The organism is Mesorhizobium sp. A556, from assembly GCF_054489545.1.
In genome coordinates, this window is the sequence record NZ_JBTMXA010000001.1 from 628055 (window position 1) to 641251 (window position 13197).

Here is a 13197-nt window from a genome sequence, read left to right on the forward strand (position 1 = left end):
TTTCGCGTTACGCCTCGGCTATTCAAGCGCAGGGGTGACGTCACGCCCGCGCAGCGGCTTTTCCGGCATCAGGGCGAATGTGACCATGGCGAGCACCATGGTTGCGGCGCAGGCGAAGAAGATCATCATGAAGGCCTCCTGGGAGGAATTCCCGGCGGCGGTCTCGGCCCCCTCCCTGCCAAGCGGCATGCCATAACCAAGCGCGACCGCGCCGAGCATAGCCACGCCAAGCGCGCCGCCCAGCGTCCGCAGGAAGGTCAGCACGCCGGTAGCTACTCCGAGATGGGCGCGGTCAACGGCATTCTGGACGGAAACCGTGGCAACGGGGAAAGTGGCGCCGGTACCGATGCCGACGCAGGCGGTGAGGATTTCGATCTGAAGCAGAGACGCATGCGCGGGCATGAAGCCCAGCGCCATAAAGCTGACCATGCTGAGCGCCACCCCGAACATCGCGATCCGCTTGTAATGCCGGATATGCGCAACCAGCGTTCCGGCCGCCGCCGCCCCGACTACGGTGCCCAGCAATAGCCCGAGCATGGCAATGCCGGAATCGCTGACGGATAGGCCCAGTATTGTCTGCATGTAGACAGGCAGGTAGATCGCCAGCCCAACATTGGCGCTCTGGACAAGGAAGGTCGATAGCGTTCCGCACAAGACGATCGGGTTGCCGAGCACTTCGAGCGAAACCAGCGGTTCGGCAGCCCGCATCAGCCGAAGCGAAAAACCGGCCCAAAACAGCGCCGAGCAGCCGACAAGCCCGAGAATTTCCGGTGAAAGCCACGCATAGCGACTGCCGCCCCAGTTCAGCGCGAGAAGAAGTAGGGACGTAGCGACGACGAGAAGGGCAGAGCCCCAGCCGTCGATACCGTGGTTTTTTGCCGCGATGGGCAGCTTCTTGAGCGGGTTGTTGATGATCGCCATCGCCAGCAGTCCGAGCGGGATATTGATCCAGAATATCAGCGACCAGTGCAGATGCTCGGCAAAGGTGCCGCCCAACAGCGGTCCGGCGATGCTGGCGACGGCCCATGTGCCCGATATCCACGCCGAATAGCGGGCACGCTCGAGCGGTGGGACCAGGTCGCCTATGACGGTCTGCGACAGGGCGAACAAGCCGCCGCCGCCGGCCCCCTGGATAGCTCTGCCAAGGATGAGGGCCAGCATGTTGGGAGCGGTCGCAGCGACGATGGACCCAGCCAGAAAGAGAAGGATGGCCGCATAGATCGTCGGCCGCCGCCCGTACACATCGGAGATCTTGCCGTAGAGCGGTGCGACCGCTGTTGCGGTCAGGAGATAGGCCGTGACGATCCACGGCAGGTATTCGTCGTGGCCGAGCGCTGCCCCTATGGTTGGCATGGCGGGCGCGACGATGGTTTGATCGAGTGCTGCCAGCAGCATCGACAGCAGGACGCCGGCAATGATGACGTTCTTTTCCTTCTCCGTCAGGGGTGGCGCCCTGAAACCCTGGTCGGTCTTTTCCTGAAAGGACTTGTTCATCGACCCATTCATCCCGCTCATTGTCGCGCGCCACTTCCGAAAGCAACCCTGTAGCGAGATGCTGCCTGGAGCGGCATGATCGCAAAGGGATACCTTGGCAGGCTGTGGACCACGTCGATGGGACGGGCTTCGGACCCTGGCGGGTCGCCGGACTACCAACCGGCACGCGTTTCCTTAAAACAGCGCCGCGGGAATTATCAGGTGTCGCGGGACGTGTCGAGCCAAGGTGGGCGCGGTGCCGGGATCGTTACCGTTCTTTTGGGCCAGTTGAAACGCACCGCCACCTCTCGCTCAACCCGGCAGGCGGCCGCTTTCGATCCGTTCGATTCTGTAGTGCAGCAGCCGCAGCATGCGGCTTTCGAAATTGATGCCCTCGACTTTGTCGAACTGGGCCTGCGCTCGCTCGTGGTGTGCAAGTATCTTCTCGGAAATGGTCTCGGCCTTGGCTTTCGCCGCCGCGCAATCCTTCTGGCTGCCGGTTGCCAGGAGCGCCTGTTCCAGCTTGCGGGCGTGGTTCTTGGCAATGACGATGTGGCTTTCCTCATGGCGCTTAATATCGGCGGACAGCGTATCCCAGAACAGTTTTACGCCGGCATCCGCCTTGCGCGGGCGATGCCAGCGGGGAAGGATGACATGCACCTTCACCGTCACGTTCGCGGAAACGATCCGGCATGAGTCGGGTTTTTCGGCAAAGCCGAGGCGGGTCTTGAACGCCATTCGCGTCGCGCCGGGGTGACGGTTGCCGGTACTCTTCACTTGCGGCCCCTTCGTCGAAAGCTGGTTCTCGATCTCTTCCAGCGTGCTGCCCCCTATGCGAAAATAGGAGTAGCTTTTGACGAGGTCGGCGGCCTGGGCCGGCAGGCCAGTGATCGCCAGCAGCAGGACGCCGAGCAGGAACCGCTTCATCATGTTGCCTCTGTCGCATCCTTGCTTTACGCCAACGATCGGCGCAACGGGTATTCATCTGGACGGCGCCCGCCCGGTTGTACAAGCAAAACGTTACGCGATCTCCACTCTGGTTGACCGGCAATGATGATAAGACGATGGCAATTGGCGCATGATCGCCATCTTGTGTTTGGCGCCAAGGCCCATGTCATGGGCATTCTCAACGTCACGCCCAACAGTTTCTCCGACGGAGGCCGGTTCGACAGTTTCGACACGGCGATCGAACAGGCACGCCTGATGGCGCGGGAAGGGGCTGTCGTCATCGATGTCGGCGGCGAATCGACCAACCCCCGCGCCGAGCCGATCACGGCCAGGGAAGAACAGGCGCGCGCGCTGCCGATAGTCGAGGCGCTGGCCGATCTTCCCGATATTCTGATCTCCATCGACACCTATCGCGAGGAGACGGCGCGGCTTGCGGTTGCCACCGGCGCCCACATCATCAACGATGTGTGGGGCCTGCAACGCGAACCCGGCATCGCCCGAGTCGCAGCGGAAACAGGCGCGGGGCTGATCATCATGCATACGGGCAGGGAACGCGAAAAGCTGCCGGACGTCATTGATGACCAGTTTTTCTTTCTTGAAAAGTCGCTGGAAATTGCGCGGCAGGCCAATGTCGCCCGGGATCAGATGATGCTTGATCCAGGCTTTGGTTTCGCCAAGGAAACGGCTGCGGAAAACCTCGATCTGATGGCGCGGTTTTCCGAACTGCACGCTCTGGGTTTTCCGCTTGTCGCCGGCACCTCGCGAAAGCGCTTCATCGGAACCGTCACCGGCCGCGACGCCGATGAAAGGGCCGTGGGAACGGCCGCCACCAGCGTCGTCCTGCGGCTGAAGGGAGCGCATCTGTTTCGTGTCCACGATGTCGCAATCAACGTGGACGCATTGGCTGTTGCCGATGCTATTCTGGCGCGCGAAATCAATGCGGGTGGGCATTAACAGATGTATGGAAGCCCTATGGAATATTGTATTTTCTGCGTCGGCAGGGCGATTGCCTGGCAACGATCCGCAGCCTGCTGAGATGAATTCACAAGCCGGCAACACCACCGTTTACCTTAGTCTCGGCGGCAATCTGGGCGACCCCGCCAGTGCCATGCGCGCAGCCTTGCGCATGCTGGACGCCGATGCGGATATTACCGTGATGGCGGTTTCCTCGCTCTACCGAACGCCGCCATGGGGAAAGCTCGATCAGCCGGATTTCCTCAATATTGCTGCCGAACTTTCAACGACGCTGGAGCCGCGCGCGCTGCTCGACCGTTGCCTCGATGCCGAACACCGGCTGAAGCGGGTGCGTGAGGAGCGTTGGGGACCGCGCCTGATCGACATCGACGTGCTGACTTACGGCGACCGGGTTATCCGTGAAGCCGGACTGGAGGTTCCACACCCACGCATGCTGGAGCGCGCCTTCGTGCTGGCTCCGTTGGCGGAGATCGCGCCGGGCTTGATGGTTGCAGGGCGCAGCGTTGCCGAGCGGCTGGCCGTGGTCGACGCCTCCGGCATCGAGAAGCTACCGAAAGGCGCCGGATGGTGGCAGGTCAGCCGCTGAACCCGCCCTCGGTCAAAAATACCTGCTCATCGGGCGTGGTTTTGCGCCCCAACACCCTGTTTCGGTGCGGAAAACGGCCGAAGCGCTCAATGATATCGCGATGCTCGATAGCATATTCGAGATAGGCCTCGGCGTTGGCCGCATGTAGCGCGACCGATTTTTCCTGATCAGTGGCATCCTCGGAATGTTCGAACGGCAGATAGAGAAAAACACGTATTTTGTCTTCGAGCGCCAGATCGATGCCGGCATCGATGGCTCTTGCCGCGAGGCTGCGCGCCAGCGGGTCGGTGGCATACATATGGCCGGTGCCGCGAAAGCAGTTTCTCGGGAACTGGTCGAGCAGGATCATCAGCGCCAGCGCGCCCTCGGCATGCTCCAGCCAGTTGTCGCACTCGCGCCGGGCAGCCGCGAAATGCAAATCCAGGAAGCGGCTTTTGAAATCCGCATCGAAGGCTTCGTTTTTGGCGAACCAGGCATCGGCTCCGGCATCCCGCCAGAATTTCGTGACGGATAGCGCACGCTCGTCCAGCTTTTTCACAGCATCACTCCTGGGATCAGTATCCGGCGATTTGGCAGATATTGACAAGCCTATCCGCATGCCGGGGACCAAAGCAAAGGGAACTGTCCCGATGCCGTTTCCGCCCTAATAGCTCCTGGTCCCGATTATCGCGAGGCTTTTTTGCTTCCGGCCATGCGGAAGAAGCGTGCGCGGTCCTGCTCTTCGGCCCGTGTCTTGGATCGTACCCGCATCAAATCCTTCCAGCCGACATAGCCGATCAGGCGGTTTCCTTCGCGCGATACGACCGGCAGATGCGATACATTGGCTATCTGCAACTTGTCGGCCAGACCCTCGAGATACTCGTCCGGGTAGGCCAACGTGATCTTGCCGCCGGCGAGCAGTTCCGCAAGCGTCGTGTTGCGATGCGTGCCGGCGCGCCGCCAGCGCAGGATCGCGGGAGGATCGATCACGCCCAGGACATGGCCCTGTGGATCAACCACGGGAAAACTCGGATGCCGCGTTTCAGGCGCTGTCATATAGGCTGCCGCGCCATGCAGCGTCATGGTGGAGGGAACGGTTTCAACCGTCGTCGTCATCACTTCGCTGACGCGGGTAAGGGCAAACGGATCGACCCGGTACTCGCGCACCAGATGCAGGCCGCGCCTTGCGATTTTTTCGGTAAGGATCGAGCGCTTCATGAGCAGCACCGTCACGACATGCGCGGCCGAGCACGCGGTGATAAGCGGCAGGAGCATATGGGTGTTGCCGGTCAGTTCGACAGCGAAGAAGGTGGCGGTCAGGGGCGCGCGCATCGTGCCGCCCATTGTCGCCGCCATCGCCAGGAGCGCCCAGAAACCGGGGTCGGCCGCCGGCAGGAAGCCGCCGACGACCACCCCCATGGTTCCGCCGATGATGAGCAACGGGGCCAGTATGCCGCCAGACGTTCCAGAACCCAGCGCCACGGACCAGATGATCGTCTTGACGACGAACAGCAGGATCGCCGTCTTCGCCAGGGTTTCGCCGGTCAGCATCTGGGCGATGTTGTCGTAGCCGACGCTCAGCGCATTCGGGTCGATCATCCCGCCCACACCGACGACGAAACCACCGATCATCGGCCACCACATCCAATGGATGGGCAGTTTCAGGAACGCGTCCTCCCAGGCATAGACGATCTGCGTGAGCAAGCCCGACAGCAATCCGCCAGCCACGCCGATGGCGACCCAGCCCATCAGCCCGATCAATGAAATGTCCATGCCGCCTTGGAAAGCAAAGAGCGGCGAGGGCAGGTGCAGGGCCGTACGCTCGACTTCGGCGACGATGGCCGCGACGGCTACTGGAATGAAGCTGCGCGGCGTCCACTCGAACAGCAGGAGTTCGACAGCCAGCATGATACCGGCGATCGGCGTGCCGAACACGGTCGTCATGCCTGCCGCGGCGCCGGCCACCAGCAAGGTCTTTCGCTCGTTGTCGGTCACCGAAAGCGCCTGTGCAATCAGCGAGCCGATTGCCCCGCCGGTCATGATGATCGGCCCTTCCGCCCCAAACGGGCCACCCGTGCCGATCGAGATGGCCGACGACAGCGGCTTGAGGATCGCGACCTTGGCGTCGAGCCGCGACCGGCCGAGCAAGATCGCCTCCAACGCTTCCGGAATACCGTGGCCGCGAATTTTTTCGCTGCCGTAACGCGCCATCAAGCCGATGATCAATGCACCGGCCATCGGAACGAGAACTGCCCACCAGCCAAGCGGGTTGGCCGCGATCTTGAGATCGGCAAGGGTGAACTGGCCGAAGTAGGCTAGGTTGGTAACGAGTTTGATCAGCTTGATGAGCAGGATGCCAGCACCTACCGACACAGTCCCGACAATGACCGCGATTGCCGCGATGACCAGCACCCTGGCGTCTGTCGTGAAGTCGCCCAGATGGCGTGGCAGGTCTGGTTCCGATTTCATTTCTAAGTTCTTTCTGGGGCCGTCGATATTCGAGTATGGTCTTGCTGGCAGCGAAGGGGCTGGCTGCGAACCATGTCGCCTCTATCGTAACACGATATATACATACAAGCGGTTATCGCCGCGGGGGTTTGCATGAACGAGAAAAAACCGGCGGGAACGCAGCGATCCGAAATCACGACGACGGACTATCAGACGCTCTCGGATTTTCGATATCTTCTGCGGTGCTTTCTGGAATTCAGCGAGAAGGCAGCGCGCAAGGTCGGCATTCAGCCGCGCCAGCACCAGGCACTGCTGGCGATCAAGGGCATCATGGAAAAGGGCCCGGTCACGATCGGGGACCTGGCCGAACGGCTACGCATTCGTCATCACAGCGCGGTCGAACTTGTAAATCGCCTGGGCGAAGCCGATCTGGTTGTCCGTCAGACCGACACGGAAGACCAGCGACGGGTCATCCTGCACCTGACGGAGCGGGCCGAGGCGCATCTGGCGAAACTATCGGCGGCGCATCTCGACGAACTGTCGCGCATCGAGCCGATGCTCACGCGCATTCTGTCGCGAGGTAAAGACTGATTTCTGGGCGAAGCCGTGCGAAACTCTTGATTGAGCGGTCATCAGGGCAACGGTCTATTTCTGCCGCAGCCTCAGGCGGCGTACGCGCGGCCAGTTCTCTTCGAATGCTTCCGGGCGTGTGAGGATGGTGGTAAGCTCCGCCGGCAGCACAGGCACGAGCGACTTCTTCGCAGCGACGCCATCGGCGATGATCAGGACACTATCGTAGAAATCGTGGCCGCTCGCCGATTTAGGCGGGACTGCTTCGTGCATGACACTGATGACGGTCACGTTCGCGCAATTGTCCTTGATAGCCTGATGGAACGCGGTCTTGCCTTCCGGATCGAGCGCGCCGGTGGCCTCGTCAAGAAACAGCAGGCCCGGCTGCTGCAAGAGGATTCGGGTCACGACAAGCTTCTGCTTCTGGCCGCCAGACAGAAGCTGATCCCAGCTTTTCCCTTGCCGGGATTCTTGCCCCAGAAATTCGATGAAATCGCCCAGCCCGGCCTTGTGGAGCGCCGATGCCGCGCACGCATCCGTGAAAGCCTCCGGTCCGTCCGGCAGACACACGAGTTCCTTGAGGGTAAGCGGCGGCAGCTTTACTTCCTGCGCCGCATAGAAGGATTTGATGCCTTCCGGGAAGGTTATCGAGCCGCGCCCGTAAGGCCATAGGCCGTTGATGGCCTTGATGAGCGAGGTCTTGCCGCAGCCGGACTCACCCTTGACGAAGGTCCATTCGCCGCGCTTGAAGCGCAGCCGTTCGGCGGTCAGGAAAGGTGTCGCCTCGTGACCTTGCTGCGTCAGTTCGAGGCCAAGAATGCTCAGGCCGAACACCGGATTCTGACGGTCGTAGCGGAAATCCGAACTGCCGGTCTGCTGGTAGAATTCGCGCGGGTGCTGAACGCTTTCAATCGCCTCTGCAAGATCGATGACGCGCCGGCTGTTTGCCTTGAGTGTAGCGATCGCCGGCATGACGTGAATGAACCATGAGCACTGGCTGATGAGTGCGTTCACCAACTCCGCACCGGTGATGTAGCCCTTGAGGTCGACGCGGTTGGTGATGAACGGCAACAGGCCGGGTCCATAGGCGACGACGCGGGCGCCGATAAAGTTGTATATCCGCTCGAATGAATCGTAGCTGGCATGCACCACATTCATCCGGCCCCAGGTCCGGTCGATATCCACATACAGCCGCTCGTGCATGGCCTTTTGCGCGTTTTCACCCCGCGAGGCCGCGACATGGAAGCTTCGGCGCAGGAACGTGGTCAGTTCGCCGCGATAGCTGCCCTCCGCCGTCTGCATGCGAATGGATAGCCGCTCGAGCAGTCCGCCGATCTTCATGGCGATGCCGGTGTTCAGCGGCACGTAGATCGCAACCGCGGTCAAGGCCAGTACGGCGCTACCGTAACGGCCTAAAAATTCCAGCCCGTCAATCTCGGTGGACATTTCCATCAATTTCTGGCCGACGAAGAAAAGGGACGTTGCGACCGCCATGACGCCCATGGCCAAGCCGATGGCGCCGCCGGTCATGCCCTTGATCGATTCCTGGACACGCTGGTCGATATTGTCGGGGGCGGCGCCGTCCGCTCCCTGCTGCGCATGGAAATGCGTGTGGTTGCCGTCGAGCAGCGCCTCGTTGAAGCGGCCGTTCAGCCAACTGCGCCATTTGCGGTGCAGAGTTGCCGAGATGAAGCTTTTGGTGCCCGTGATGCCCGCATCCTTTATGATGACGAGCAGGACGAGGGATCCGGCGTTGGTCAAGAGGGACCGCAGCGGCGTGGTATTGGCGGCATCGTGGTAAAAGGCGATCGAGTTGATCAGTTCGCCCGACATTTCCGCGAACCAGACACCGGTCTTGCTGGACAGTGCGGTGAGCAGCGCGATCGCAATGGTCAGGCACCAGGCCTCTTTCCAGTGGCTGGAGAACCAGTAGGCGCGGATCAAGCCCCAGAAGCTGCGCATGGTTGACACCGGCGTCAGGAGTGGCGGCTTTGATGCCCCACGATGCCATCGTTTCAATATTGAGTGTCGCGGTTGGTCGGCGCGAATCACGATCCCATCCAAATCAGTCATGCTTTGTTACAGATGGTAACAGCAATTGATCATTTTCTATTAATTTTGTCTGCGGCGCGGAATATTGGGATCGGAGTCGTTGCGGTTGGGCAACACCGATGGAAGCCGACGCAGTTGGAGGAACGAAAAAATCTTTTTAATACAAATGGATAAAGAGGCTCTCTGTTGACGCTTCACCCGATCTCCAGGTTCCTTGACGGCGTGAAAAATGTCGACTTTCGAGGTCTTTCTGAAACAAAGCTGCCTGATCGCTCTGCGATGCCGGTATCCGGTGTAGGGTTCGGCAGTTCCGACGTGATGAATCGGACCGACGAATCACTGCTGCGACGAGCAAGCGAATCGTCTTGTTCAAGTCGCCACCGCCGCAAATCCGGTCTAGAATGCAAATCCGGCATCGTGTAAGGAGCCGCGATCCCTATATGAGGGAAATCGCGGGGTGTTGCCCGCAGGAAAGAGCGTTGGTGCGATGATGACGAAGTGGTCCCCTAATTCCTGGAGAGCAAAGCCTATTCAACAGGTTCCGGCTTTTCCGGACATGAATGTGCTGAATGCCACCGAGGCCCAGCTTGCCACGTTTCCGCCGCTGGTTTTTGCAGGTGAGGCGCGCAAGCTGAAGAAGCAGCTTGGCGTTGTCGCTGCCGGTGACGCATTTCTCCTTCAAGGTGGCGATTGCGCCGAGAGCTTCGCCGAACATGGCGCGGACAATATCCGCGACTTCTTCCGCGTGTTCCTGCAAATGTCCGTCGTGCTGACATTCGCCGGCTCGCAGCCTGTGGTGAAGATCGGCCGCGTTGCGGGGCAGTTCGCCAAGCCGCGCTCGTCGGACAATGAGACGGTAGGCGACGAGACGCTGCCCAGTTATCGCGGCGACATCATCAATGGCATTGAGTTCGACGCCAAGTCGCGCATTCCCGATCCGCAGCGGCAGGTCATGGCTTACCGGCAGTCGGCGGCGACGCTCAATCTTCTGCGCGCCTTCGCGCAGGGCGGCTATGCCAGCCTGGAGAACGTCCACAAGTGGATGCTGGGCTTCGTTTCCGATAGTCCGCAGGGCGAAAAGTATCAGTCGCTCGCCAATCGGATTACCGAGACGATGGACTTCATGAAGGCCGTCGGGATCACGTCCGAGACCAATTACGCATTGCGCGAGACGGATTTCTACACCAGCCATGAGGCTCTGCTGCTTGGCTATGAGGAAGCGCTTACGCGGGTCGATTCCACGTCGGGCGACTGGTATGCGACGTCGGGCCATATGATCTGGGTAGGCGACCGCACGCGCCAGCCGGATCATGCGCATATCGAATATTGTCGCGGCATCAAAAATCCGCTCGGGCTGAAATGCGGCCCTTCGCTGACGCCGGACGGGCTGTTGCAACTCATCGACCTGCTCAATCCCGAGAACGAGCCGGGACGGCTGACGCTGATCGCCCGCTTCGGCGCGGACAAGGTGGCGGACCACCTGCCCAAGCTGATCAGGGCCGTGCAGAAGGAGGGTCGCAGCGTGGTGTGGTCGTGCGATCCGATGCACGGCAATACGATCACCGCTGCCGGCTACAAGACCCGACCGTTCGACCGCATCATGAAGGAGGTTCAGACCTTCTTCGATGTGCATCGCGGCGAGGGCACGCATCCGGGCGGCATTCATGTCGAGATGACCGGCAAGAACGTCACCGAATGCACGGGCGGCGCTCGCGCGATCCGGGCCGAGGAACTTCATGACCGTTACCACACGCATTGCGATCCGCGTCTCAATTCGGATCAGGCAATCGAACTGGCGTTCCTGGTTTCGGATTTGCTGAAGAAGAAGCAGCCGGCGGTGCACAAGCAGGCCGTGAACGGCTGAATTCGTGCCTGCCATTAAAAAACCGCCGGCGAAATCCGGCGGTTTTTTGTCTCCCGCTGAGAGAGGCTCAGTCTTTCTGATAGAGCAGCCAGTTCTTCAGGGAGCGCCCTGCCATCGACGAATATTTCGTCACCCGATTGCGGCCGCTGACTTTCGAGCGGTAAAGCGCGCGGTCGGCCTTGGTGTAGAGATCTTCGGCGCTTTCGGCGTCCGATGCCATGCAGATGCCCATCGACACGGTCACCGCGCCGTAGTTCGCACCGGTCTGGCTGCTGGCAAACGGCGTCTGCTCGATCAGAACGCGGATGCGCTCGGCAATCTCGTAGGTGCTGTCCTCGCTTGCGCCCTCGACGATCAGCGCGAATTCCTCGCCACCGGTACGCGACACGAACACGCCGTCGCGAACCCCCGTCTGGAAGATGTCGGCGATGTTCTGAATGATCTTGTCGCCGACGGGATGGCCGAAACGGTCATTGATGCTCTTGAACCTGTCGATGTCGGCAAGGATCAAGGCATTGAATAGGATGCCCCGGTTGCTGTTATAGATTTTGGCGATTTCCTTGTCGAAGGCGCGCCGGTTGCTGATGTGGGTAAGGGGATCGGTGTCGGCCAGCCGCTTGTATTCTTCCAGCTTGGTCTTGACGCTTTCTAGCTCCGCCGTCTTTTCGCTCAACGTTACCGCAACCTGCTTGCCGTGATCGATTGTCGAGGTGGTTGCGGCGGACATGGCGCCGACGATCTTGTGCAGGAGTTCGCTCGAAATCAGGTTGCGGTTGCCAAGCCCGGTCGACGTTTCATGGAGGATTCGGCCGTATTTCTCGACATGGTTGCGCTCGCTGCGCAGCAATGCGGCGATATCCTCCAGTTCCCTGGCGACCGCATCGCGAGCCTGCTCGACGATGCCATGGGCGTGGTTCTGCGTAAAGAACCTGTGCCCTATACGGTCGAGTTCTTCTTGCGTCGGCCGCTGGCCTAGCGACAGCACGGCCAGGCGCAGTTCGTCGTTGGAACCAGCGAGGGCTTCGTAGAAGATTTCATAATTGCGCGGTAGCCCCAGGATGCCCAACTGGCGCATGGTCGCCACGACGGTAGCTGCTATATCGGTCGCTCGTTCGGCTTGAGCAAATACCGGCTGCATCCCACTCCACCCCTATTATACGCGCACCGCTTTGCGTTGCTTCGATCGCCGTCCGGGGAGTGCGCATGGCACATGGCCCAATCGACATGAAGGCGCGGACCCCAATCCCTCCGACCTCCATGCCGATATAGTAAATTCAACGCTGCTAAAGTTTCCTTAATTGCTGACCGGGGAGCATTCCGCCGCGTAGAGGAATTGCTGCATGTGTAATCGCGAAGGCGTGCATGTCGCATTTGCTTCACCCTGGCGGCCAAAGATGCGGGATGCTGCCTTGAAGGATTCTCAGGGGAGAGCGTGATTTTCATGAACACGACGCATACCGGATCATGCCTGTGCGGCGCCGTCCGCTTCACGACGCGGGGGCCGCTGCGGGGCGTGGTGTACTGCCATTGTACGGAATGCAGGCGGCAGACCGGCCATTTCGTGGCTGCCACCAGCGCCAAAGATTGCGACATCACCATAGAGGGTGCGGAAAAGCTTGTCTGGTATGGAGCCTCCAGCGTAGCCAGACGCGGGTTCTGCGGCACCTGCGGTTCGGTGCTGTTCTGGAAGCATGACGAACTGGATACGATCTCGATCATGGCCGGATCATTCGACCGGCCGTCCGGGCTGGCCGGCGAAAGCCACATCTTCGTGTGCGACAAGGGCGACTATTACGAAATCGAAGACAGCCTGCCGCAATTCTCAGAATCAGCGCCTTCGATCAAGGTTGCATCGGGCTGAAAGACATCGGATAAGCGCGTCGTTTCGTTGAACGGGCCGGGTGCGTATTTCCGGTTGCCGGTTCGAAAGGGGTACGCATGAAGCGGCTGCTCAGCGCATATTTAAATTCGGCCCGCGCATTTCGCCAGCTGGCAACGAGCGAAGCCGCTCTGCAGCAGGAACTGGTTGTCCTTGCGCTGGCTTTTCCGATCGGCTGGTTCGTCGCTTCGTCCTGGCAAGGCTATGTCCTGCTGATTATCGCCGTGCTTTTCCTGATCGTGGTCGAGGTGCTGAATACCGGCATCGAAGCGGCCTGCGACGCCGTAAGCCGCGATTTCAACGCCGATATTCAATTCGCCAAGGATTGTGGATCGCTGGCGGTTCTCATCTCGATCGTGATCGTTGCCGGAATCTGGGGCGTGGCGCTCATCGAGCGGGTTGCTGCGATGCTTGCCTGATCGC

General features: G+C 60.5%; 12 protein-coding genes. 6 read left to right on the plus strand and 6 right to left on the minus strand.

The features are described from left to right. Positions 1-18 precede the first annotated feature (18 nt). Together ACX3P0_RS03145 and ACX3P0_RS03150 are read right to left on the minus strand one after the other, a co-directional pair. Positions 19-1494 (minus strand): MDR family MFS transporter, encoded by a 1476-nt coding sequence (locus ACX3P0_RS03145; protein WP_459086491.1) that lies wholly within the window; start codon positions 1492-1494, stop codon positions 19-21. 291 nt (positions 1495-1785) lie between these two features. Further along, positions 1786-2403 (minus strand): DUF922 domain-containing Zn-dependent protease, encoded by a 618-nt coding sequence (locus ACX3P0_RS03150; RefSeq protein WP_459086493.1) that lies wholly within the window; start codon positions 2401-2403, stop codon positions 1786-1788. A 120-nt stretch (positions 2404-2523) separates the two neighbouring features. Here ACX3P0_RS03150 and folP point away from each other — a divergent pair, with 120 nt between their 5' ends. Both folP and folK read left to right on the plus strand, forming a co-directional pair. Then, entirely contained in the window at positions 2524-3375 is an 852-nt protein-coding gene (folP, locus tag ACX3P0_RS03155; RefSeq protein ID WP_459086494.1) for a dihydropteroate synthase, read from the plus strand. A gap of 82 nt (positions 3376-3457) precedes the next feature. Beyond that, positions 3458-3982, plus strand: a complete 525-nt coding sequence (folK, locus tag ACX3P0_RS03160) for a 2-amino-4-hydroxy-6-hydroxymethyldihydropteridine diphosphokinase (protein WP_459086496.1) — start codon at positions 3458-3460, stop codon at positions 3980-3982. Here the strand turns inward: folK and ACX3P0_RS03165 are convergent. Both ACX3P0_RS03165 and ACX3P0_RS03170 read right to left on the minus strand, forming a co-directional pair. Next, positions 3972-4520: a DUF924 family protein gene (locus ACX3P0_RS03165; RefSeq protein WP_459086498.1), complete on the minus strand. Its 549-nt coding sequence runs from the start codon at positions 4518-4520 to the stop codon at positions 3972-3974. The genes folK and ACX3P0_RS03165 overlap by 11 nt on opposite strands. A 125-nt stretch (positions 4521-4645) precedes the next feature. Continuing rightward, entirely contained in the window at positions 4646-6430 is a 1785-nt protein-coding gene (locus ACX3P0_RS03170) for a chloride channel protein (protein ID WP_459086499.1), read from the minus strand. A gap of 132 nt (positions 6431-6562) precedes the next feature. Here ACX3P0_RS03170 and ACX3P0_RS03175 point away from each other — a divergent pair, with 132 nt between their 5' ends. After that, positions 6563-7000, plus strand: coding sequence for a MarR family winged helix-turn-helix transcriptional regulator (locus ACX3P0_RS03175; RefSeq protein ID WP_459078315.1), 438 nt, complete (start codon positions 6563-6565; stop codon positions 6998-7000). Between the two features lie 54 nt (positions 7001-7054). Here the strand turns inward: ACX3P0_RS03175 and ACX3P0_RS03180 are convergent, their stop codons facing one another. Further along, positions 7055-8941, minus strand: a complete 1887-nt coding sequence (locus ACX3P0_RS03180) for an ABC transporter ATP-binding protein/permease (RefSeq protein WP_459086501.1) — start codon at positions 8939-8941, stop codon at positions 7055-7057. Positions 8942-9521: 580 nt separating this feature from the next. Here ACX3P0_RS03180 and ACX3P0_RS03185 point away from each other — a divergent pair. After that, positions 9522-10895, plus strand: a complete 1374-nt coding sequence (locus tag ACX3P0_RS03185; RefSeq protein WP_459086503.1) for a class II 3-deoxy-7-phosphoheptulonate synthase — start codon at positions 9522-9524, stop codon at positions 10893-10895. A 67-nt stretch (positions 10896-10962) separates the two neighbouring features. Here ACX3P0_RS03185 and ACX3P0_RS03190 read toward each other — a convergent pair whose 3' ends face one another. Continuing rightward, complete coding sequence (locus ACX3P0_RS03190) at positions 10963-12033, minus strand: GGDEF domain-containing protein (RefSeq protein WP_459086505.1); 1071 nt, start codon at positions 12031-12033, stop codon at positions 10963-10965. A gap of 303 nt (positions 12034-12336) precedes the next feature. Here ACX3P0_RS03190 and ACX3P0_RS03195 point away from each other — a divergent pair, with 303 nt between their 5' ends. Together ACX3P0_RS03195 and ACX3P0_RS03200 are read left to right on the plus strand one after the other, a co-directional pair. Then, positions 12337-12756, plus strand: coding sequence for a GFA family protein (locus ACX3P0_RS03195; RefSeq protein ID WP_459086506.1), 420 nt, complete (start codon positions 12337-12339; stop codon positions 12754-12756). Positions 12757-12833: 77 nt separating this feature from the next. Then, positions 12834-13193 carry a diacylglycerol kinase gene (locus ACX3P0_RS03200; protein ID WP_459078311.1) on the plus strand — a complete coding sequence of 120 codons (360 nt, stop codon included), beginning with the start codon at positions 12834-12836 and terminating at the stop codon, positions 13191-13193. Positions 13194-13197 lie beyond the last annotated feature (4 nt).

Excerpts from the sequence above, each read along its gene's own strand:
- folK (WP_459086496.1), top strand. The coding sequence starts at position 3,458 with ATGAATTCACAAGCCGGCAACACCACCGTTTACCTTAGTCTCGGCGGC.
- ACX3P0_RS03150 (WP_459086493.1), bottom strand. The coding sequence starts at position 2,403 with ATGATGAAGCGGTTCCTGCTCGGCGTCCTGCTGCTGGCGATCACTGGC.
- ACX3P0_RS03175 (WP_459078315.1), top strand. The coding sequence starts at position 6,563 with ATGAACGAGAAAAAACCGGCGGGAACGCAGCGATCCGAAATCACGACG.
- ACX3P0_RS03195 (WP_459086506.1), top strand. The coding sequence starts at position 12,337 with ATGAACACGACGCATACCGGATCATGCCTGTGCGGCGCCGTCCGCTTC.
- ACX3P0_RS03170 (WP_459086499.1), bottom strand. The coding sequence starts at position 6,430 with ATGAAATCGGAACCAGACCTGCCACGCCATCTGGGCGACTTCACGACA.
- ACX3P0_RS03185 (WP_459086503.1), top strand. The coding sequence starts at position 9,522 with ATGACGAAGTGGTCCCCTAATTCCTGGAGAGCAAAGCCTATTCAACAG.
- ACX3P0_RS03200 (WP_459078311.1), top strand. The coding sequence starts at position 12,834 with ATGAAGCGGCTGCTCAGCGCATATTTAAATTCGGCCCGCGCATTTCGC.
- ACX3P0_RS03180 (WP_459086501.1), bottom strand. The coding sequence starts at position 8,941 with ATGCGCAGCTTCTGGGGCTTGATCCGCGCCTACTGGTTCTCCAGCCAC.
- folP (WP_459086494.1), top strand. The coding sequence starts at position 2,524 with ATGATGATAAGACGATGGCAATTGGCGCATGATCGCCATCTTGTGTTT.
- ACX3P0_RS03190 (WP_459086505.1), bottom strand. The coding sequence starts at position 12,033 with ATGCAGCCGGTATTTGCTCAAGCCGAACGAGCGACCGATATAGCAGCT.
- ACX3P0_RS03145 (WP_459086491.1), bottom strand. The coding sequence starts at position 1,494 with ATGAACAAGTCCTTTCAGGAAAAGACCGACCAGGGTTTCAGGGCGCCA.